The sequence below is a fragment of the Bacillus sp. 3103sda1 genome (genome assembly GCF_024159135.1).
Taxonomy (GTDB): domain Bacteria; phylum Bacillota; class Bacilli; order Bacillales; family Bacillaceae_G; genus Bacillus_A; species Bacillus_A rhizoplanae.
This window is the reverse complement of record NZ_JAMYWS010000001.1, coordinates 1054982-1078413: the sequence shown is the minus strand read 5'-3', so window position 1 is coordinate 1078413 and position 23432 is coordinate 1054982. Positions and strand designations below refer to the sequence as shown.

The window sequence follows — 23432 nt, the reverse complement described above, 5'->3', positions numbered from 1 at the left end:
TTATTTAGAATTATATAGTATATAATTGGAAACCGCAAGACACCTTAGAGGAAAATTACTATATTGATATTGCAAAACTTAAAAACTAGTCAATTAACTTTATAACTGCAGGAAAAAACACTCTATAGTTCGAATATATTTTGATGTTGTAACTAGAGCTTATAAATCAAAAAAGGATGGTATAGATGAATCGAACAGATCGTTTACTTTCCATTATTATGGAATTGCAACGAACAAAAATTGTAACAGCAGATGCTTTAGCAAAAAAATATGAAACTTGTAAGCGGACAATTTATCGAGATATGCAAGCACTATGTGAATCTGGTGTCCCCATTCTCTCTGTTCCAGGGCAAGGTTACTCTTTAATGGAAGGATATTTCCTACCGCCAATCCACTTAAAACCAGAAGAAGCTGTTACCCTTTTGCTAGGCAGTGATTATGTTGAACAAAATCTGCATAGCCATTTCCGTATACACGCTCAATCTGCCAAGGAAAAACTTGAAGCAATTCTCCCTGCTGAACAACAAAAAAAAGTAAAAGTATTACGAGGCACATTTCGTTTCCTTTCTACGTCTTTTTCTCATAATACCTTTGAAATTAAACAGGAACAGAAGATTTCTACTTTACAAGAATCCATCCAAAAACAGATAAATATCTCTTTTTATTACCGGAAACCAAATCAAGCCGAAGCACAAAAAGAAAAAAGAGTCGTTCATCCTTATGGCCTCGTAAACATTTCTGGATTGTGGTATCTTGTTGCTTATTGTTTACTTCGGAAACAAATACGACATTTTCGCTTAGATCGAATGAACGATCTAATACAAGAAAAGGAAACCTTTACAAAACCGAAAAATTTTTATTTACCAGAATACACACCAGAAAATAATCGTACTGTAACTATTCACCTTGTGTTTCAACATTCTGTTTTCCATAAAGTAATAGAAACCCGTTATTTTTATATAGATACATATGCCCTAAAAGAAGATGGTCTCCATGTTTTTCTAAAAGTAAGACAGCTAGATGAAATTTTCCAGTGGGTATTTAGCTGGGGAAGCAAAGTAAAAGTATTAGAACCACCCATGCTTGCAGAAAGAATAAAAGAGGAAGCAAAAAATATATTAAATATGTAATTTTTCATTTTTACTACTGACATAATGGTGTCAGCAATACTTCTTTATAATTAAGAGAAGAACTTAATGATAAGAAGAAAGGGAGTATGTAACATGAAAACAAGTATAGTTTTGGAGAAGTTTGAAGAGTTAGCAACATACTATATAAAAGAGCTGGAGAAGTACCCATTAGAACTATTTATACAAAAACCTTCCGATGAAGAATGGTCACTTGGACAAATGTACAATCATCTAATTTTATCAGCCTTCCATATGCAAATAGCAGCTATTGAAAAATGTGCAAATCAAACAGCTACTATTGGCGGGGATAAAACAGACGCCGGAGAAAAAATTTACACAATGCGAGCATTTCCTCCTATCCAAATTAAAGTACCTGATCGCCCTGGATATACACCAGAAAATCCAACGAATAAAGAAGACATTAAACAAGGCCTGTTACAACTTATCGAAAAAATGAAAGAAATTGAACCAAGATTATCAGCTATTTCAAACGATTATAAAGTAGAGCATCCACGCTTAGGTTATTTAAACGCAACGGAATGGTTTCAACTTATTTATATGCATTTTCAGCATCATCTTCGTCAAAAAGAAAGACTCGATTCATTACACGTTAACGGGTAAAAATTTCTCTTTTACTACAACATATCGTTATCCAAAATACAAAAAAGCTAGCACTTTGCTAGCTTTTTTTGAAGAGACTAGGAGTCTTTACTAAAAGGGCTTTCAAATTTTATTTTCTCTAATGGAGAATGTTTATCGTATTCATCATGAAACATTATCTCTCGAAATTTCTATTTTCTTGTACTGATTATGTTTTACCACTTGGCGAGCTTCGATATCTGGATGCTCTTCATTCTTTAACATTTCTGAAACATCTACAACAACTGTATTTATTAAAATGTTTACTACGTATCCAGTTAATTTTAAGGATGGGTTATCACGATAAGGAAACTGAACATAATCCCCAATGTTTACTTTGTTCATTTTTTCCATATTAAAACCTCCTATATGTACTTTATGTTTTTTCTTTATAGTTGTTTCGGCTTTTTCGCCCATTCTTCCTTCATAACAATACGCTTTATTACTAATTATGCAAAAAATCCCTGAAAATGCAAACAAATATGCAGATATACATGAAAACCACTCTCTATCATATAAAAAATCCTAAAGGCTACAAGCCTTTAGGATTTTTCATTTATTCTGCTTCCGCAAATTTTCCGAATTGGCGCTTATGCATCCAAGTTAATGTTCCAATTGTTCCAAGTGATAACAGAACGATAAAGATCATTAAAATACCTGCATTGTGCCACATAAAGCTGAAATCTCCACTTGAAATAACTGCTTTAAATCCTGATACAGAATATGTCATTGGGAACCATGCGTTAAATATTTGCAATGGTTTTGGAATTAACTCAAGCGGGAATGTACCAGCACTTGTTGTTAACTGTATAATCAATGTCAAGATCGCCACAAAACGTCCTGCATCGCTGAAAGTCGTTACTAAGAATTGAACTAACGCAATAAATGATAAGCTTGTAATAATACTAAACAATATGAAGTATGGAACACTTTGTACTTCAACACCTAACCCAAGCAGTAAAATCGCATCTGCAATAAGTGCTTGAATTACACCAACAGCTAAAAGTACACCAAACTTACTAATAAACCAGCTAAATCCTGATTTCGGTATACCAACTGTTTCGCGTAATGGGAACACGATAGATAATAACAATGCCCCAACGAATAAACCAAGAGATAAGAAGTACGGTGTAAAGCCTGTTCCGTAGTTTGGAACTTCTGCTTCCTTCTCAGTTTTCACTTTCACCGGAGCAGAGAACATGTCATATTTCTTCTCGTCGCCTTTTACTTCACTTGTTTCTTTAGCGCCTTCGCCAAGTTTAGTTGCGAGTTCTTTTGAACCGTCGTTTGCTTCGCCCAATCCATTCGTTACTTGACCAGAACCTTCTTGTAATTGAGTTAAACCACTTTGGAAATCCCCTTTTGGATCTACGAATTGACCTAAACCACCTGAGATTTGTTGTGAACCGTCAAGTAAAGCACTTACTCCACTTATTAATTGGCCGGATTGACTTGCTAATTCATTTAAACCGCCTGTTAATTGTCCTGATCCAGTGGCTAATTGATTTAAGCCAGTTTGGAATTTCCCTTTTGAATCTACTAGCTGGCCTAGTCCTCCTGTTATTTGCCCTGATCCAGTTGCCAACTGATTTAAACCAGCTATTGATTTTTCCGATAGCTGATTGATTCCATCATTTAACTGGCCAGCTCCACTTGCAAGTTGTGTTGCTCCGGCTTCAATTTTTCCAGCTCCTTTTTCTCCAGCTAGCCCTTCTACGCCTTGTGCAACTCCTGCTGTACCTTTAGAAACTTGTTGACTGCCTTCCATTATTCCTTGAACAGCAGGCTGTAATTGTTTTCTATATTCTTCTGGTAAATTTTTAATTTGTTCATTTAAATCCGCTAAGCTTTTTGAAACCTGTTGAGCTCCTCCTGCTGTTTGCTCTGCAACATTACTCAGTTGATCTGCTTGTTTCTTCCATTCGGATACCCCTTGTGAAAGGTGCGAAGCACCTGCGCTTACCTCTTGTGCACCTTTTTGAGCTGCTTTGAATCCAGATTGATAGTCACCTTGTGGATTAGTATACTGATTTAATCCATTTGTAATTTGTTGTGAACCACCCAATAACTGTCCTAAACTTGATTGCAATTCTCCTTTAGGATTAGCTAGTTCATTTAGACCACCTGTAATTTGTTGTGAACCATTTAATAACTGATTCACTCCACTCGGCATAGCACTTACTTTACTATTTAACTCACCTAAGCCATTCGTAATTTGATTAGAACCATTTGCTAATTGGTCCAATCCATCATTCGCTTTCTTAGATAAGTCACCTAAGCCATTTGTGATTTTCTGTGAGCCGTCTTTCAATTGACTCGTACCATCATGAAGCTTACCCGCTCCCTCGCTCGCATCAGCAAAACCTTTAGAAACATCTTTTAATGAATCAAACATTGTCTCAGCATACGTCTTCGTTACTGAATTTGCTACTTCACTTTTGATACTTTGAATGGCTGATCCACCAATTTGTGAAGATAAGAAGTTTAAGCTTTCATTTGGAATGTACTCTAGTTTTGATTTTTTAGGGTTTTCATCCAACAATGTTGTTGTATTTTTAGAGAAATCTTTTGGAATGCGGATCGTCATGTAATATTTACGATCGTCCATTCCCTCTTTTGCTTTTTTGTCGCTGACAAACTCCCATTTGAAGCTTTTATTTTCTTTCAAATTATCAACAAGTTCCTTACCGGCTTCAATCGGTTTTCCATTATATACTGCACCTTCATCAAGGTTTACAACTGCAACTGGTAAATCATCTAATTGGCTATATGGATCCCAAAACGCCCATAAGAACATACCAGCGTACAATACTGGAATAAATAATACTGCAATAATTGGAATTAAGATTTTTTTGCTTTTAATAATCGTCGCAAACTCTTTTCCAAGCAGTTTAAATCCTCTCATTGTTTCACTCTCCTCTTAAACTATTGACCATTTTGTTCATTTAGTCATTTTTTGCAAAAAAAAGAAGAAAATAACGACCAATTCATCTTCTCGTATGTGTTGCTATCTTCTTACAATTCCATCCTCACCAACTTATGACTAAACCATTCATTTGGTCATATTTTATAATAATAAGAGGATTATCTCATTTTGACAATCCCTTTAATAAATATAATTCAAAAAGTTCAGCGATATGCTCTTTTTCTAACGGTTCGTGATACTTTTCCCAGTCAGAAATAAGCGATACATACAGGCGATACATGATAAATGCGGTAATTTCTGGATCACATGCCATAATTTCACCTTTTGCAATTGCAACTTCAAGATAAGACTTAATAAATGTAATAATTTCAGAATCCAATTGCCGCATAACATCTTGCACTTCTTTTGTGCCCATATCTCGCTCTTCCTGAATGAGCTTAATCGTAAGCTGATGTTCTTTACGAAATTCTAAAATGCTATATAAGGCACGATGTACATTTTCAAAAAATGATACATTCGAATCAATTGCCGTTTCTGCGACTTGCTTCATTTCGGTAATTAAATTTGAAATGATTTCACCAAACAGCTCTTCCTTATTTTTAAAAAACGTATAAATCGTCCCTTTTCCAACATTTGCAAGTTTTGCAACTTGATCCATTGTTGTTGCTTTATAACCAAAAGCAGAAAAAGATTTTGTTGCAGCTTCAATAATTGCTCGTTTTCGATCAATTGCCATGTTGTCACCTCCAATAATGACTAAATGAACATTTCAGTCAATCAGTACGAATATGATATTACCATAGCTTACCAATGTTTTCAAGTTTTATTTTTAACGGAAATTCAACATTACTCCTTAAAAAATAAAATTCATTATCCCTCATTGTATCAAAAAATAACAAAAGTAAACAAACACACTCGTCTGTACGACAGACGAGTGTGTTTTATCCCGCATGAACGGGCAGTAAGACTCCCACTGATGGAAGTTTCGCTTTATCTTTCACTTATGAAGCTTTCTTTAACTCAATTTGTGCAAGTACCGGATCATGATCACTCATGCGTCCATCCTCTTCCATGACATTTGCATTTAAATGAACTGGATCAACAATTGTATGCGGTGCAATGTTATTCGTAACGAAAATATGATCTAACACTTGTGCATTTCCATCATGAATATACGTATAACGATTTTCTTGCGGAACTGTTTCAAGCATTTCTTTCATAATGTCGCCTTTTAATGCTTGCATTGGTTTTGAAAATTCAAAGTCATTCATATCACCGACTACAACAACTGGTGCATTTGTATGTCGCCCCTGAATACCTTTTACGAAACCATTGACTTCCTCAGCAAGTTGCACACGTTTTGCTTCACTTTTTAGTACAAGCGGCTGGATTTTTCCAAACGGCGATGCATCTCCTAATTTAGAGTTTAAATGATTGGAAATAACAACGATGTTTTGGCCTTGGAACGTAAACTCAGCAGCTAACGGTTTACGTGTATCGTCAAATAATGGATTGTTTTCTCCAATTCGTACAACATTTTTCTCAAGTAAAACCGGCTTTTGTGCTAATTTCACACGAGATGGATTATAGAAGAAACCAACACGAATATTTGCTCCTGGTGCACCGCCATCTTTATTGTTTTCTGGTGCAATCTCTACATACTCATACTTTGGTCCGCGAATTTCCTGAATCGCATCAATTAAACGTTTTGCACTAAGTGATGCATCTGTTGTACCGTCATTGATTGTTCCATTGTTATCTTGCATTTCTTGAACACCAATAATATCTGGCATCTTTAAATTGTATTTAATTGCGTAAGCAAGACGTCTTACTTTTTCATCAGATGTTTCTTTTATATTTGCTGAGAAGTTCTCAATGTTATATGTCGCAATTGTGAGTTTATCAAGGCGCGGTTGAATATTTGCACCAAGTTGTTTAAACCCACCATCTTGCAGCGCTGGAAGCTCTCCTATTGGAGCAATACGATAATTTCCGTAGTCGTAACCAACTATACCTGTTACATCTCCAAGAAGTTGATCTCCTGCTTTTGCTACATAATTACGTGCGACCTTAACGGAAAGGCGCTCTGGATTTAAATTGTCAGCTTGCAGCAGCGGCGTCCCGAATTTTGTCGTTACTTTCTGACTGCCATTAGCAATCGTTACATATAAATTACCGTTTTTTTGCGGTGCAATCACTTTTGGTTGTGGCAGTGTTACAACCATTCCTTCTAAACTTTCATAAAAATCAATTGCATCTTCTGCTGGATCAAACATACCGAATCCGTCATTATCAATAACTGTGTCTGGTATTTTTACACCGTTTTCTCCCAATACAACTGCTTCTGGCAATTTTTGATTACTCGCTTTAATTGTAACTTGCTTTGCTTTAATTTCTGTAATCGATAAATCTGTCTCAAAACGTTCTGCATATCCTGGTCCGATAAATTCCTCTACTTGTCCATCTACAGAAACGAGATCGCCTACTTTCACGCCCCCATCTTTTTTATAAACATAAATTCCTTCTGAAGTAGCTGGATCTTCATCAGGCTGCGGATCTTGCATATAAAATCCATATTTATCTACTTGTGTAACAATACCTGTAACGACTTTTACATCTTTTCCATCATAAGCAGAAACGTGCGATTTCCCTTGAATATCATGAATGCGAATAGGGTCATTTTTCACAATCGTAAACGAGAATGTTGCAATGCGAGAATCTTCAAATCCCTCTTTCACTGCAATCGCTTTAATGACACTATTTTCATTAAGTACAATTTGTTCATTATAAAGAATACTCTGAGCTGTTGGATTCGATCCATCTAATGTGTAATAGATAGCAGCACCTTCTGTTGCTGTTGTTAATGTTACAGCTGTTCCTTTTTCTACTTCGCCCCCATTTGGGCTAGCGATTACATCGCTCACCTTATGATTCTCATTATCTTGAAACGCATAAGCTGTAACAGATTTTAACCCTGGACTACTAAAATAACTATCTAACGTACCTGTTAAACGCACTTTTTTCCCTATATTTTCTGGGTGATCTTTTACATTCACTGCTTTACGAACTTCACCTATTGGAAGCTGAACTGGCATAATTTTATCCGCGTTTATTTCATTCGGAGAAGCAGCAATTGCAACATTTGTATCTCCAAATTTCGCTGGGTCTTTCGTATATTTACCTGGATTTTGCGTGTATCCAACAATATACCCCTCTACAACCGCTTGTTTCTTTCCTTGCTGCTGAAACAATTGAATTGCTTCATCAACAGTTAATACTTGTTCCTGTTCAGCCTTCGCTACAATATCTGTTACTAACACAACGAACACGAGTGAAAAAAAGATGATTGCTAGCTTTTTCAAAGAAATCCTCCCCCTAAATGTTTGTCCTATACCCTAGCATGTTCTATCATAGCAGGGATTCTTTATAAAGAATATTACATTTATGAGAATTTACAAAAAATTAATTTCGTACACAAATAAGAAAGGAGCCAACTTTTGAGTCAGCTCCTTCTACTTTTCGATACGATCCAGTTCCAGTGGACTACCCGCATGTTGAACATTGTCGAAAGGTCTTTATCCCGCATTAACGGGCAGTAAAACCCCCACCTTAAGATTCAGAGAAAAGCGAAGAAGATAGGTGGAGAATCACTGCCCGTAAAAGCCCGATTGGTTCAACTAACCTTCTGGGAAAAAAACGTTCCCAAAAGGAAGTTTCACTTTATATTCTGTCGAAGCGCCGATATATCGGCGGACACGTAAAAAAGGGGCTGATTCTAAAAGACACCTACGTGCCTTTTAGATCAGCCCCTCCTACTATTGTGCCATTAACTCTTTTTGATGCGTTTGTTCTAAATAAGATAATACATATTTTACCGCTGCTTCGCCTTGATCAATACAATCTGGCAATCCAGCGCCAGCATAAGAGCTTCCTGCTAAATAAATGCCAGGTAATTCTTCATTCATGAACTGTTTTAAAGTTTCCATACGCTCTTTATGACCAACCGTATATTGCGGCATCGCATCTTTCCAGCGGCTGACAACAGTAAACTCTGGCTCAGTTGTTATATCCATCGTCTTTTGCAGATCTTCTAACACGACACGAACCATTTCTTCATCTGTCTGCTCCACAATTGCTTCATCACCAGGGCGTCCCACATAACAGCGCAAGAGCACTTTTCCTTCCGGCGTCGTATGGGGCCATTTTTTATGCGTCCATGTACATGCTGTAATCGTAAAATCACTATTACGAGAGACAACAAATCCTGTTCCTTCAATATCACGCTGAATCGCTTCTTCTGGGAACGCTAACGCTACATTCGCAACTGACGTAGATGGAATGTTGCGGAAAAAACGGAACTGTTTATATTGAGAAAACATCGCTGGCAACCATTTATGAGATGCAGCCATAACAATAGCATCGGCTTCTATTTCTTTACCATTACTAAGTGTAATGCTATAACAATCACCAATTTTTGTGATTTTTTCAACGCGCGTTCCTTTCATAACCGTTTCATCTTCTAATCTTTCTTCAATTGCATCTACAATGGATTGTAATCCTGTTTTCAACGTTAAAAAGATTCCTTTTGCCTTCGCGTCCTTTGGCTTTTTCGGTGCCAATGTACGCATACCGAGCGAAATACTGCGATATTTTTGTTCTACTTGATAAAACTGCGGGAACGTCGACATTAAACTCATCTGATCAATATCACCAGCATAAATGCCTGATAACAACGGCTCAATTAAATTTTCAACCACTTCATTTCCTAAACGGCGACGGAAAAAATGACCGAGTGATTGATCCGATATTGGCTTAGAACGAGGAAGCACAAAATCAAAGCTTGCTCGCACCTTGCCGATAGGAGAAAATAACCCAGAAAATACAAATGGTTTAATTTGCGTTGGAATCCCCATCATCGAACCGCTTGGAATGCCATGCAAACGATTATTTACAAGGACAAACGATTTTCCTGTTGCATTGTTGACAAGTTCATCGCCAAGATTTAATTCTCGTGCTAACCTTGCTGCACTCTCTTTTCGCTCTAGGAACGAATCTGGACCACGTTCAATTGTAAATCCGTCTTTTTGCAGTGTTTGAATTTTTCCTCCGAGCCTACCTGATGCTTCAATAAGCATCGTATCAATCGGCAGCACTTGTTCACGAATTTCTTTTTGTAAGTAATATGCTGTTGTTAAACCGGAAATCCCGCCACCTATAATTACTACCTTCTTTTTCAAGTCTGCTTCCTCCTTCCTTGCTTTATGAAACTGCACTCCACTTTTTTATAACAACATCTGCTAAACAAGCAATAAATGCAGCACTTGCATTTGGCATTTCTGGACGATAATACTTTGCATTTATTTCTTCTGTTACAATTTTACATTCAATATCATTGTCATATAGTACTTCTAAATGATCTGCAACAAATCCAACAGGTGCATATACAAAAGAAGTGTATCCATATTTCTCATGCAATTCACGTGTTAAATCCTGCACATCTGGCCCAATCCATGGCTCTGGTGTATTACCGGCACTTTGCCAGCCTACTGCATAATTTTCCACTTCAGCTCCGCGGGCAATATAATCAGCCGTTTCACTTAATTGTTCTGGATACGGATCACCAAGCGCAATGATTTTCTCTGGCAAACTATGCGCTGATACGATAAGAACAGCTTTTTCACGCTCTTCAGCTGTCATTGTTTCATATGTTGCTTTTACTTGGTTAACCCAGTAATCGATAAATTTCGGTTCTTTATACCAACTGTCAATACCATGAATTTGCAAGCTGCCAAGCTTTTCTGCTTCTTCTTGCGCTCTTCCTACATACGACTTTACGCTGAATGTAGAATAGTGCGGCGCAAGAACAAGGGCAATTGCATCTTTAATTCCATTTTCGTGCATATTCTTCACAGCATCTTCAATAAACGGCTCAATATGTTTTAAGCCGAGATACATTTTAAACTCTACTTCGTCTTGCATTTCATTTAAATGCGCTTCTAACTTTGTTGCTTGCTCAAGCGTAATCTTTGCTAGAGGAGAAATGCCACCGATTGCTCGGTAGCGTTCTGTTAGCTCTTCTAACATTTCTGCGCTTGGCTTTCTTCCTCTGCGAATATGTGTATAGTAACGTTCAATATCTTCTTCTTTATAAGGCGTTCCATATGCCATCACAAGTAAACCGATTTTCTTTTTCATGCGGCTTCTCCTTTACTTCGCCAACTGTTCTCTTGAATAGTCGTGTATGAATGCAGTCATACGTTTTAACGTCTCTGGATTTACCTCTGGGAATACACCATGTCCTAAGTTAAATACGTATCCCGGCTGTTTCATTCCTTCGTCTAAAATCGCTTTTACATGCGGTTCAATAATATCCCACGGTGCAAGTAAAATAGATGGATCTAAATTTCCTTGCACCGCCTTTTGAATACCGCGCGCACGTGCGTCTTCAATCGGCAGACGCCAGTCCAGACCGACAACATCAAGTGGCAAGTCATGCCATTCATTTGCTAAATGACTCGCTCCAACGCCGTGCATAATAAGCGGTATATTCATAGAACGAAGCTCTGTGAAAATACGCTCCATTGCTGGTTTAATATATAAGCGGTAATCCGCAACATTTACTGTACCAACCCAAGAATCGAAAATTTGGATTGCTTTTGCACCAGCATTAATTTGCGCTTTTAAATACGTAATCGTCATATCTGCAAGCTTATCCATTAGCGCAAACCATGCTTTCGGCTCTGCATACATAAACGCTTTCGTTTTATGATAATTGCGAGACGGTCCGCCTTCAATCATATAACTTGCTAGCGTAAACGGTGCTCCTGAAAATCCGATTAGCGGAACATCAAGCATTTCCGTTGTTAATAACCGAATCGTATCTAATATATATGGAACGTCATCTTCAGGATGAATTTCTCCTAATTTTTCTACATCTTGCAGCGATTGAATAGGATTATCAATCACAGGCCCAATTCCAGATTTAATCTCTACATCCACACCAATCGCTGGAAGCGGTGACATAATATCTTTATATAAAATCGCAGCGTCAACGTTATATTGATCAACAGGCAGCTTCGTTACATAAGCACAAAGCTCTGGCTGATGTGTAATTTCAAACAAAGAATACTTTTCTTTAATCTTTCTGTATTCCGGCTGAGAGCGACCCGCTTGGCGCATATACCATGCTGGTACATAATCTGTACGCTCTCCTCTGCATGCTTGTAAAAATGTTTCATTGATTTGTCGTACCAAAACCCTGTTCCCCCTTCTTTTCTAATGCAGCTAACGAACCCTATCCTTTTTATCTTTTCTTACTATACAATCTGTAAAAACAAAATGTACAACATTATGTACGATGTTCATGAAATTGACACAAACATATGTCTAAATCCCTTCTTTTTTCGGAACATTTTCATTATAGCACAAGCTGAATTTACGGCTTAACCTCTTTTGTTTTTTCTCCTTCTCGATTCGTTTGCGGATTAAATGGTACAACATAAAAACGAGGTGCTTTAAAAACGTTCATAAACTTTGCTTCATATTCACCTTTTCCTGTTACTGTATCTATATGAGTTGCTTTCCCATTGTCTATTTTGTAAATTCGATATTGAACTCTCTTATCAGGAAGTTGATTCCATGTTAGTTTTGCTGTAAATAAACCAAGCGGGGTAAACATTAACTTAGCTTCTAAACCATCCACTTTACTTAAGCGAATCGGCATCCCAATCGTTTCAACACCGCGTGGCTGTACAAAATTCTTTTCATCTTGTACATTTACTTTCGCTAAAATTGTTTTAAATAGTTTTGTTGGATAGGCACTGCTGCCACGCACATAATGTTTGTCATCAGTGCGGTCATACCCCATCCAAACAGCCCCAACTAAATCTGGTGTATAACCAACAAACCAAACATCTCTTGCTCCGTTTTCTTGATTTGGCAAAGAGGTTGTTCCTGTTTTCCCAGCAAGTGCTCCTTTATATACACCATCTTGTGCAGTTCCTTCTTTCACAACACCTTCAAGCATTTTTGTCATATACCAAGCAGTTTGCTTAGAAAAAATTTTTATTTCTTTTCCTGTTGCTTGTCCAATGATTTCTCCGTGTCGATTCAACACCTTCTCAATTACATGCGGTTCAACGATTTTTCCACCCTCTACAAATGCACGATACATTTTCACAAGTTCAAATGGGGAAACTCCTTCTTTTAAACCGCCAAGCGCAGTACTAAGACCGTGTTCAGGAATATAGATATCTCCTTTTTCTAAATATCGCATTCCTTCCTCCACGCCAATTTCATGCAGAAGAGATACAGCTGGAACATTTGCCGATTCTAATAGCGCATCATACATCGTTACTTCCTTCGAATATTGATTGTTATAATTGTGCGGTTCATAGCCATCAAACGAACTTTGTTCATTTGTTAATAAAGAATACGGTGTATATTTTTTCGTTTCAAGTGCTGGTGCATATACGAGAAGCGGCTTTAATACAGATCCCGGCTGCCGCTTTGCGTAAATTCGATTTAACCCGCGTGCTAAGTAATGCCTTCCTCCAACTGCAGCTCTTATCCCGCCTGTTCTACTATCCATTAAGAGAACAGCACCTTGCATCTCATCGTCTTGCATTGGAAAATTACGGACATTTTGCAATTGTTCATACGCTACCTTTTGCATCTTGTCATCCATTGCAACAACAAATGTATATCCTCCGCGCAATACTTCTTGATGAGATAATCCATACGTACGAGCTGCTTCATCGACTACCATATCGATATATGGCATATAAGCAAGCTCCTGTTCATTTCGATTTGTATGAAGAGCAATCGTTTTCCCTTGATAACGAACTGTTTCTTCTGCCGATAAATATCCTTGCTTATGCATTAACGATAAAATTAAATCCCGGCGTTCCTTACTTTTTTCAGGATGCAAAAACGGAGAATAGCTATTCGGTGCTTTCGGAAGAGCAGCGAGCATCGCACCTTCTTCGACCGTTAACTGCTGTGCGTCTTTATTAAAATAAAATTTTGCAGCTGCTTGAATGCCATATGCCCCGTGCCCAAAATAAATATGATTTAAATACATTTCTAAAAGCTGCTGCTTCGTATATTTCTGCTCCAAGTGAAACGCAATTGCAACTTCCTTCATTTTTCGAAATAACGTTTTTTCATGTGACAAAAAGACATTTTTCACAAGCTGCTGTGTAATCGTACTCCCGCCTTCTACTTTCTCTCCAGCTAAAATATCTTTATAAAGTGCTCGTATAATAGAAGAAAAATCAACACCATGATGTTTATAAAAACGTGAATCTTCAACAGCTAAAAACGATTGTTGAACAAATGTTGGGATATCTTCAATATGTACCAATTCTCGATTTTCCACGTAAAGTTTCGTGATTTCTTTACCTTTCTGATCAACGATACGTGATGAAGAGTGAAATACAAGACGCTTTTCATCCATCATATAACCACCAGCAAATATAATCAGTTTATATAGAACAATTGCAAATATAAAAATTGAAACAAAGCCAATGAGAAACATCTTTGTATTCTTCACGCCTCACCCTTCTTTCCAAATGATGGTACGTTTATTATTTGAAAAAACATATCCTTTATGTATCATCTTCGAAGGTTTTTACACGTCTTGATATAATGAAGAAAAATAAAGTGAAACTTCCATCAGTGGGGGTTTCTTCATACCCCACTGATGAAAATTTCACTTTATAAGAAAATTGAATTCACTGTAACATATGTTTTAAGTTCCTAGTACCTTTTTGCCAAGAGGTTTCGTACTATTCGAATCTGGTTCAAGTGTAATACCGATGTTATCGAAGGACTGTTTTTGTGAAATTTCATATGTCAGAAGTCCCGAACCAGTTTCATCAGGTTTAAAGATTCCAGCGTTTTTTCTTTCGCCATCTTTCAATAACCAAACTTGATACACTTCTGAATTTTTCACTTGTGGCAAATGATCCGCTTGTACAACTAATTTTTTCTTATCTCCTTGTTGTATAACAAACATATATCCCTTTGTATTTTCATGATTTTGATCGGTTGATACTAATGGACGAGTAGAAATTACTTCAATTGGATCGCTGTTTAATTCATGCTTAGCTAAAGGTTGTGTTTTTAATTGTGAATTTTCGATTGTTAATGCTACTGTAATCACTAACATTGTTACTAGTACTCCTGTTGCCAACGGTGTAAATTGTTTTTTTAGTAAAGCCGTCCATTCTTTCCATTTCGCTGTTACTCTGTTATCTTCATTCGTTTGTTCGTCTGCAAATATAAAATCAAACACTTCAGCTTTTAATGTTGCTGGTACTTCTTTCTCCTCAAAATCGAAATGCAGCGCTTCCCAAGCTGGCTGCATTGATTGATACTCAGCTTGACATTTCGGGCATACCTTTAAATGTTCTTTAAACTTTTTTTCTTCTTTATCATCAAATGTATTCGTAACGTAGGATAATAAATGCTCACATTCTCTCTCCATACTATCCCCTCTATTCTAGATATTTTTTTAATTGCTTTAAAGATTGATGAAGACGACTTTTAGTGGTTCCCAATGGTTCATCTTCCATTTTAGCAATCTCACTAAGGGAATAACCTTTCCAATAGAGCAAGTCGATTAATCTTTTTTGAGACGTAGACAAATTCTGCTTTGCCTTTTGAATTTCAACACTGTGCAGCCTTTTCTCGATTTCATTCTTTGAATCTGCTATATGTATAGGTTTTTCAGCATCATCAAACTTCCTATACATAAGTTCTTTATTTTCTTTTCGGACATAATCAATACATATATTCCTCGTAATCGTAAGTATCCAATTTACGAACTCACCTTTTGAAGGATTATACATACTTTTCGTTGTCCAAAGTTTTAAAAAAACTAATTGAACAACTTCTTTTGTTTTGTCTTCATTTCCCTGAAAAAATTTAAAAGTGAAACTATATGTCAACTTAATATATCGTTCATATAGTTCTTCTAATGCAGGACGATGGTTTCTTTTTACTAATTGCATTAACTCATAATCATTTTTTTCTTTCATTCTCACCTGCACTCCCTGTTTTTTCATTTATTTCTGATAATTTGTAATTTATTCAATTATATAATTCAGGAAGAAAAATAGGAACCACCAACAATGCTGGTCGCTCCTTTTAACAGAATATTTACCACTGTTTACTGTTTAAATGTAGTTTCACTATTCAACACAAACCATATATCTTTAACCCCTTGTCCATTTATATCTCCTTTTGATTTATCATTCGCAAAGTAGTAAAGGGGATAGCCTTTATACGTTACTTGTTGTTCTTTCGTATCTTCTCTTGTTATCGTAGCAAAGTCTTTTTTATCAAATCCTTTTGGCACTTCAAAATCTTTTGCAACAAATGGCGGCCAAAGTTTTACACAGTCACCACTACAATTACTTACCTTAGATGTGTCTTTTGCAAAATAATAGAGTGTCTTTCCGTTTGCATCTGCTAAGTATTTTCCAACCTTATCGTTCTCTAATAATTGTAAACTAGAAGATTCGTCTTTATTACTAGAAACTTCACTCACGTTTTCTCCACTCGTTTTCTTACTTTGAGCCCCTTCTTCCTTATCGCTATTACACGCTGCTAATAAAAAAATGCTCGCTAATATGGATACAACACATTGCCATGCTTTCATACTGACTCCTCCTTCAATTTTTTATTTATATGTAAGGTAACGATTGAAAGATTGAATCGGTTTTATAGAAAATAAAAAAAGATGCAAGCCTTTCCTTCTGCTTACATCTCTTTCTAACTCTATCAAATTTATTCTGCTATTCGCAGGCAGTAAGCCCCCACTGCTGGAAGTTTCACTTTATGTAAACTGAAGAATTTTTATATGTTTCTATATATTGAATATCGTTATATTAACAACACTTTATACTCAAACGCTCTTTCAGTCTACAACTATTTTTTCATCTTTTTGCTTATACCAACTATGCATCTTTTCCGCATCTTCTAATCTCGTATGTTTTAATTCATAATGCCGTCCCGCACCTGATGATGCAACCGCAAACATATACGTACACAATTGATCTTTATGCTGGAAGTAAGACTGACTTTTCTTCATCGATTGAATATGTCTTTTTCTCACTAATCCCGTATATTTAGCAATGCCGCGATATACAATTATGAGCTGATTAGGCTCTAGCGCATATCCGCCTGTTGTAAATTTTCCATATCCAAGAGCTGTAAAAGTCATAAACAATGGAATTAATACAAATAGCCCTATATATTGTTTAAAATATATACTTACTCCGGCAATTGGTATCGCAAATATCATACAAATGACCCAACTATAAATGAGGTAGCGACGCAGTGCAGCCTTTGGTAAATGTGTTACACGCTCCTCTACTTCGTATGGTAATTGCAAGTGCTCAAATAATTGTTGCACATCCTTTTTTTTCATAAGGGGATGCAACGTAACATTCATGTCATTTTTTCCAACGCTTTGAATCACTTCTACGTGCACCGAGCAATAACCAAACGGTTGGCGAAGCAGCGCTTCTTTAATCGTAATAGCTTGGATCCGGTGTAACTTTAACACAAGTTCCTTTTTCTCAAATAGCCCTTGCGAAATGCGAATTTCATCTCCTCTTCGATAAACAGTAAAATTCGCATGTTTAAATGCATATGAAATTGTTGAAATAATCCATGAAAATACAAGTAAAATAGCCGCCATATACATCCAGCCGTACATATCACTATTTTCCACATATTTTTCGACTGCATTGATAAGATGCTGTGGAAGATAGTCTTTTAGCTCTTGCGCAAATATGAAAAGAAACGAAAATAACAACCCAAACTGACCGGATGTAATAGATGCAAGGAGAATTTCTTTTACTGTTAGTTTATAAACAGCTGTATTCGTTTCATTCGTTTGTGTATGCTGTTCTTCTTTTAACTGTTCTTCTATTTTCGCTTCTTCATTTAGAAGAGAAATTATATGCTTTGCCTCATCATTTGTAATCCCCGCTAAGTTTACCTCTGGCTCATGGCCTCCGCCAGCCGTTTCAATTTTTAATTTCGTTAAACCTAACAATTGATAAACAACATTGGAGCTTGTATTGATTGTTTGCACACGCTCTTTATTTAAGTAGCTTTCTTTTTTCACAAATAATCCATGTTTAATATGTAGAGTATTATTTTCAATCCAATACACTTTGTAATACCATTCAATCATAGTAGAAAGAATGGTAAATGCGAAAATACCAAATGGAATCAAATACCAAAATGGAAATTTACCTTTCGTACTAAAGAGAAGTAGAAATGTTGGCAGAAGATCTTTAATCTTTAATTCAAATAAAATGGTAATTGGATGCTGCCTCTTATACATCTTCATCACTTACCTTTGCCAGTTCAGAAATTTGGCGTTTTAATTGTTCTGCTTCTCTCATCGTTAAACCAGGAATACCGTGCGTCATTGCAGCTGTAGATACTTTTAATTCTGTTAAGCCATACTTACGCATTATTGGACCTTGTTCAATCGTTATGTGCTGAATACGAATCATCGGCACTAATACGCGCTGAACAACGAACATTCCATGTTGAATTTCCATCTCTTCTTCATTTAATTGATAACTATGATAGCGTTGACGTAAATTTGGAAAAACAAGATAGCTGAGCGGCGCATACGCAAGAAGCCCTATTACAAGCGCACCAAATATCCAGCCTGTCCAATCAAATTTAATCATAAATATAAAATAAGCAATTGTAATAATAAGACCGACTCCAGATGTAATGAGCGAACTAATTTGCCATACCCGTACCATGCTGGAATGAATTTGATTTTCTAATGGTTGCATCGTTTCACCTCTATTTCATCATCTAGTACATCTTTTCTATGAATCTATAACCTTAGTTACCAAACTGCATTAATCATATAAAAAACATAATTGGAAAACAAGTTATTTTTAGTAAATGTTTTCCTTTTTTGAAGGTATAAAAAAACTTTCGCATCTGTATAGATACGAAAGTTTTTCGCGTTACATTATTCCTTTTTGCTGTAAGAAGCGCAGCCGATAGCAGTTCATTGTCACTTCACCGAGCCGCTGTAAAAGTTGATAGTTCGCGTACGCCCCCACCGGCGCACCGATGATTGGTACAAGCTGCAGCATCTTGGCTAAGTCAATATAATCCCGGTATTCTTGCTGAAATTTCTCCCAATCAATATGATTTTCTATATTCGTATCCCACGTTTCAATAGCCTTCCATATTTCTTTTCGATGATCATCACTTGAGAAAGCGAGTTGGAATACATGAAGAATGAATAACCGCTCTTCTTTTTTACTCGTATCATAGCCGTACAATGTCGCCGCATCAAATAAAAATTTAATTTTAATGCTAAGCAAAAGCGGGAAGTCAGCAAGACCGAGCAAGAAACCTCCTGCTCCTGTTCCAGCTCCTTCCGCGGCTGCAATCTTTTTATATTCATCCATTTTCTTTAACACTTCTTCATCTCTTCTTTGCAATGACCAATCCGTTTCTTTTAACTTCGGTTTGATGAAATTTGAACCGATGCTAATTCCTTGCACCATCGTTTTAATCGTTTCTGTTAATATGTTTTGCACTTTTGCTGGAATGAATTGCTGCACTTTCGTTTGCATTGCTTTTGAAAAACGTGTCATTACGGAAGAGTTTTTTATAATTTTTCTTTTCCACTGCTGCAATTCTAAGATGACCTTTTGTTCATATTCAGTCATACTTTTCTTCCTTTCAATATACAGTGAACCTTCCATTCATCAGATTTTTCACCTATATTTTAAGTGCGGGATAATTTTTTTAAGCGCTTTGCGCCGTATTGATATACAAATCCAACGCTAAATAACATATTTTCAAAAAATACGATTCCTGTCATCATCATATCCTTCGTTGCAACCGCAAATAGCACGGTGAAAATTACACCACCTACGCAAAGGACAGCACATAATAATGCGAGAAAATCCTTCATCTTCGCTTCCTCTGAAATAGGATATAAATCCATCCATAACTTCAAACGATGATGCTTCCATAAGCTTAGCAACTGATAGCCAATTAAATATAAAAACACGACACTAACAATAAGACGTGCATATAGAAATGGAACAAAGTATAAAATCAAGCTGCCAATTATAAGTAGACGAACATACAATCCAAGATAATTTCCTGAACGTAAAAACGTACGAACAAATAAGAATAAATATGGTCGTTTTTCTGGTACGGTATTGAGAATAAAATCAAGCCATTTCCGGCGAGATACACGTTCCTTTAACGCTGGCACATCGACAAACATATTGGCAATGCGGTATAGCAATAACATTTTCTTTCCTTCTTCAGCAATTAAGTATTCCCAGTTTAGCGGTTTTCCTCTTACTTTTCGCTGCAAAAATACAAGATAAACCACCATCGCAAAAATGATTGCGCCCATATAAACAGCCGAAGCGCGCACTACAAGGAAATACACAAAGAAAAAGTTAAGCACAAAACGGACCAACCAGTCAATGAGGTGAATACGGTTATCCGTCATATAAGACTTTTCCCAAGTGACAAATAAATTCCAAGCTTTACTTAACACAATAGCGAGCACAATTACTATGTATGTTATTCCGGATTGTTTCATCTGCTGGAAATAGAGCGGAGCAATCGCTGCACTGGCCATCGCTACCAGATACAACTGGATGAGAAACGTAAATTGAAATGCTTTTGTGAAATATGCTTTTAATTTTTCTTCTACCGGCAGTAAATATACAAGATCCGCTTCTTTTAATAACGTTTGAATCGATCCTGCAGTTAATACAAGGCCCAATAGAACTGCTATAATAAATGCTGCTGGAAATGAAGGTGTTAATGTTTGTAACCATTGCTGATAATAATATGCACCCGCACCGATGATAAATACAAAAATAAATTTTAAATGATCATTAAACACATATTTACCATATGTACGAATTTCTTTTAAAAAATGACGAAACCGTTCGCTCCATAACTTTTTACTATTCATCAGCATCTTCTTCCTTCGTTAGTGCAATGTAAATATCATCAAGCGTTGCACCCGACATGTTAAACTGCTGTTGCAGCTCTTCAAGTGTGCCCTGTGCACGAATTTCGCCTTGATGCAAAATAATGAACGAATCACAATAACGCTCTGCTGTTGCTAAAATATGTGTACTCATTAAAATGCCAGCACCACTTTTCTTCATTTGATCCATCATTTGCAAAAGCGATTGAATGGCTAACGGGTCTAATCCAATAAACGGTTCATCCACAATATACAGAGAAGGCTGCACTAAAAAGGCGCTCATAATCATTACTTTTTGTTTCATCCCTTTTGAAAAATGGGATGGAAACCACTTTAAACGATTTTTCATGCGAAACTCTTTTAACAGTTTTCCTACACGTTCTTCATATTCTTTTTCCTCAACGCCATATGCCATTGCTGTTAGCTTTAAATGCTCTTCTAATGTTAACTCTTCATATAACACAGGTGTTTCTGGAATAAATGAGAAACTAGAGCGATATGCTGTCATATCCTCTTTTAATGTCTTGCCGTTAATCGTAATGTGACCTTGTTTCGGCTCCATCAATCCGATAATGTGCTTAATTGTTGTACTCTTGCCTGCACCATTTAAACCAATTAAACCGACAAGTTCTCCTTTCTTAACGGAGAATGAAATATTTTGCAATACAGGTCGTTTTGTATATCCACCTGTGACATTTTCCACTCGCAATAATTGTTCCATATGACACCACTTTCTTCTTTATGTATGTGTAATCATCTTACCAAAAAATTAAAGCTTCTACATAGTACGGAACTTTTTTAAAAAGAAAAAATTTCCTTTACATAACTTTTACAAAAGCGGACATCATAATTAGTGAGGAAGGAACACATTGAAAAAGCAACCATAAAAGTGATGAACACAGCATAGCGAAATCATCATGAAATGGGGTGTCTATAATGGACAAAGTGAGTGAGTTTACACGGAGCAGATAATTGTTTAATTTTAGAAACGGGGTGTCTCGAGGAGAGTAGATACTGTTTTATAAAATAAACAAGTCATTTCAGAAGGATTGCAACATCATTTCATTGTAAATGGGGTGTCGACGGCAGAGTAGATGTCGAATTACCACGCATTTCCTAATAAATGAGGTGTCTGTTAAAGGTAGATTAAACGAAAACGCTTTTTCAACCCTTCTTCAGAAGGCAGGAAGCTTAATTAGCTTCCTGCTTTTCGTGTTTTTTCTACTATGTAATTATGGTAAAATACGGCTAAGACTACTGAAAGGATGAGGAATATGAATCATACAGCAGATAATTGTATTTTTTGTAAAATTATTGAAGGGCAAATTCCTTGCGCAAAAGTATATGAAGATGAGCATGTACTTGCTTTTTTAGATATTAGCCAAGTTACAAAAGGACATACACTCGTAATTCCAAAAGTACATAAACAAGATGTATTTGCATTAACACCAGAAATTGCTGCACACATTTTCTCTGTCGTTCCAAAAATTTCGAACGCTATTAAAGCCGAGTACAATCCAGTTGGCTTTAACTTACTGAATAATAATGGAGAAAAAGCAGGCCAAACTGTCTTTCACTTCCATCTTCATTTAATTCCACGCTACGGCGGGAAGGACGGATTTGGCGCTGTGTGGAAATCTCATCAAGGTGATTACACAATGGAAGAGTTACACAACATTGCAAACACAATTGCAACTAGTGTAAAGTAGTATAACACTTTCATCGGGACTGATGAGTTGAAAAGATCAGATTTTGCAGATAATCTTTCTTATATAACATATTAAGACAGACTAACCGTTTCATCTGAATAGATAACCTATTGTAGTATGTACAATAGAATTGTACATACCATACATATCCCGCCAATAAAAGCGAACCTAACGGTTTGTTGTTTCACCAAAAGTATTGGCGGATACGATCTTTTCTGTTTTAAAATGAAAAGTAATTGCATTGCTCGTACAAGAAAGAAAAGACTGACAATAAAACAAATTGTTGTAATCCATTTCACTTTTCTCCCCCCTTGTCTTATGCATATGCACGTTTTTACACATCATGAGTACAACGATAAAGTAAAACTTCCATCAACTGATGGTTAGTTGAACCAATTAAGGAGGTCCTTTTTATGTCAAAATCTAAATTCTTCCTAACTGGCGTCATTTGCGGCGGAGCTGTCGCTGGACTTGCTGTGCTCTTTTCCACTCCTTCATCTGGAAAAGATATGCGAAATAAGTTAAAAGAAAAAGGAAATGATATAAAGAAAACATTATCTGATATTACAGCAGATACTAAATTATTAAAACGACAAATTGTTGAAACAGCTTCTGAAGGAAAAGAGGTAATTCAAGAATTAAGAAATGATATGCACGAAACATTCTCTGTATGGAGACAAGATATTTCTCAAAACAAGCGCCATATTGAACAAGAAATTGAAGACATTCAAAAATCAATTGAAAAATTACAACAAGCAGTTCCTGATAAAGCGTAACTTTTCGTATATAACAAATATTTTTGATTCGGCTCTTCTCTTACACGGCACATGACATACATGTGCCGTATTTTTTATACAATTACACTGTTTCCTTTTTTCATGCAAATGAGAATAAAATTACGTTAATCTTTACCCTAATCCGCAATGAAACGCTTCCAAATCAACTCGGAATTTGTATAGTTTTGTCATTTTTCCGAAAAATTTTCACAATTCTAACAAAAAGAC

At 36.3% G+C, this 23432-nt stretch carries 21 protein-coding genes; 4 read left to right on the top strand and 17 right to left on the bottom strand.

Annotated elements, in window-relative coordinates; genetic code table 11:
- The first annotated feature begins 185 nt into the window (after positions 1-185).
- Entirely contained in the window at positions 186-1130 is a 945-nt protein-coding gene (locus NKR74_RS05435; RefSeq protein ID WP_253628888.1) for a helix-turn-helix transcriptional regulator, read from the top strand.
- 93 nt (positions 1131-1223) lie between these two features.
- Entirely contained in the window at positions 1224-1751 is a 528-nt protein-coding gene (locus tag NKR74_RS05430) for a DinB family protein (RefSeq protein WP_253628887.1), read from the top strand.
- 144 nt (positions 1752-1895) lie between these two features.
- Here NKR74_RS05430 and NKR74_RS05425 read toward each other — a convergent pair whose 3' ends face one another.
- The 16 genes from NKR74_RS05425 to NKR74_RS05350 all read right to left on the bottom strand — a co-directional run bounded on the left by NKR74_RS05425 (position 1896) and on the right by NKR74_RS05350 (position 21440).
- Positions 1896-2123, bottom strand: a complete 228-nt coding sequence (locus tag NKR74_RS05425; protein ID WP_253628886.1) for a DUF2187 family protein — start codon at positions 2121-2123, stop codon at positions 1896-1898.
- Positions 2124-2325: 202 nt separating this feature from the next.
- The gene (locus NKR74_RS05420; RefSeq protein WP_253628885.1) at positions 2326-4674 is read right to left on the bottom strand and encodes a YhgE/Pip domain-containing protein; all 2349 of its coding nucleotides are present in this window, start codon (positions 4672-4674) and stop codon (positions 2326-2328) included.
- Between the two features lie 184 nt (positions 4675-4858).
- Positions 4859-5431, bottom strand: coding sequence for a TetR/AcrR family transcriptional regulator (locus NKR74_RS05415; RefSeq protein WP_098306043.1), 573 nt, complete (start codon positions 5429-5431; stop codon positions 4859-4861).
- Between the two features lie 265 nt (positions 5432-5696).
- Complete coding sequence (locus NKR74_RS05410) at positions 5697-8024, bottom strand: DUF6359 domain-containing protein (protein WP_375337693.1); 2328 nt, start codon at positions 8022-8024, stop codon at positions 5697-5699.
- A gap of 486 nt (positions 8025-8510) precedes the next feature.
- Complete coding sequence (hemY, locus tag NKR74_RS05405; RefSeq protein WP_253628884.1) at positions 8511-9932, bottom strand: protoporphyrinogen oxidase; 1422 nt, start codon at positions 9930-9932, stop codon at positions 8511-8513.
- Between the two features lie 22 nt (positions 9933-9954).
- Complete coding sequence (gene hemH, locus NKR74_RS05400) at positions 9955-10890, bottom strand: ferrochelatase (protein ID WP_253628883.1); 936 nt, start codon at positions 10888-10890, stop codon at positions 9955-9957.
- A 12-nt stretch (positions 10891-10902) separates the two neighbouring features.
- The gene (hemE, locus tag NKR74_RS05395; protein WP_253628882.1) at positions 10903-11949 is read right to left on the bottom strand and encodes a uroporphyrinogen decarboxylase; all 1047 of its coding nucleotides are present in this window, start codon (positions 11947-11949) and stop codon (positions 10903-10905) included.
- A 181-nt stretch (positions 11950-12130) separates the two neighbouring features.
- On the bottom strand, positions 12131-14233 hold the full coding sequence (locus NKR74_RS05390; protein ID WP_253631086.1) for a transglycosylase domain-containing protein: 2103 nt from the start codon (positions 14231-14233) through the stop codon (positions 12131-12133).
- 213 nt (positions 14234-14446) lie between these two features.
- Complete coding sequence (locus NKR74_RS05385) at positions 14447-15184, bottom strand: anti-sigma factor (protein ID WP_098306033.1); 738 nt, start codon at positions 15182-15184, stop codon at positions 14447-14449.
- Between the two features lie 10 nt (positions 15185-15194).
- Entirely contained in the window at positions 15195-15737 is a 543-nt protein-coding gene (locus tag NKR74_RS05380) for an RNA polymerase sigma factor (protein ID WP_098306031.1), read from the bottom strand.
- A 131-nt stretch (positions 15738-15868) separates the two neighbouring features.
- A complete protein-coding gene (locus NKR74_RS05375; protein WP_098306029.1) occupies positions 15869-16360 on the bottom strand; it encodes a COG4315 family predicted lipoprotein in 492 nt (163 codons plus the stop codon).
- Positions 16361-16618: 258 nt separating this feature from the next.
- Positions 16619-18058: a PH domain-containing protein gene (locus NKR74_RS05370; protein ID WP_253628881.1), complete on the bottom strand. Its 1440-nt coding sequence runs from the start codon at positions 18056-18058 to the stop codon at positions 16619-16621.
- Positions 18051-18527: a PH domain-containing protein gene (locus NKR74_RS05365; protein WP_098306027.1), complete on the bottom strand. Its 477-nt coding sequence runs from the start codon at positions 18525-18527 to the stop codon at positions 18051-18053. Before NKR74_RS05365 ends, NKR74_RS05370 begins: the two co-directional genes overlap by 8 nt.
- 180 nt (positions 18528-18707) lie before the next feature.
- The gene (locus NKR74_RS05360) at positions 18708-19424 is read right to left on the bottom strand and encodes an EcsC family protein (protein WP_253628880.1); all 717 of its coding nucleotides are present in this window, start codon (positions 19422-19424) and stop codon (positions 18708-18710) included.
- A 59-nt stretch (positions 19425-19483) separates the two neighbouring features.
- Entirely contained in the window at positions 19484-20701 is a 1218-nt protein-coding gene (locus NKR74_RS05355; RefSeq protein WP_253628879.1) for an ABC transporter permease, read from the bottom strand.
- Entirely contained in the window at positions 20694-21440 is a 747-nt protein-coding gene (locus NKR74_RS05350) for an ABC transporter ATP-binding protein (RefSeq protein WP_253628878.1), read from the bottom strand. The genes NKR74_RS05355 and NKR74_RS05350 overlap by 8 nt, the downstream gene beginning before the upstream one ends.
- A gap of 553 nt (positions 21441-21993) precedes the next feature.
- On the opposite strand from NKR74_RS05350, the gene NKR74_RS05345 reads away from it, so the two are divergent.
- Complete coding sequence (locus tag NKR74_RS05345; RefSeq protein ID WP_253628877.1) at positions 21994-22428, top strand: HIT family protein; 435 nt, start codon at positions 21994-21996, stop codon at positions 22426-22428.
- 107 nt (positions 22429-22535) lie between these two features.
- Here NKR74_RS05345 and yhzF read toward each other — a convergent pair whose 3' ends face one another.
- Positions 22536-22727 (bottom strand): membrane protein YhzF, encoded by a 192-nt coding sequence (gene yhzF / locus NKR74_RS05340; protein WP_098306019.1) that lies wholly within the window; start codon positions 22725-22727, stop codon positions 22536-22538.
- Positions 22728-22841: 114 nt separating this feature from the next.
- Here yhzF and NKR74_RS05335 point away from each other — a divergent pair, with 114 nt between their 5' ends.
- Complete coding sequence (locus NKR74_RS05335; protein ID WP_098306017.1) at positions 22842-23204, top strand: YtxH domain-containing protein; 363 nt, start codon at positions 22842-22844, stop codon at positions 23202-23204.
- Positions 23205-23432: the final 228 nt, after the last annotated feature.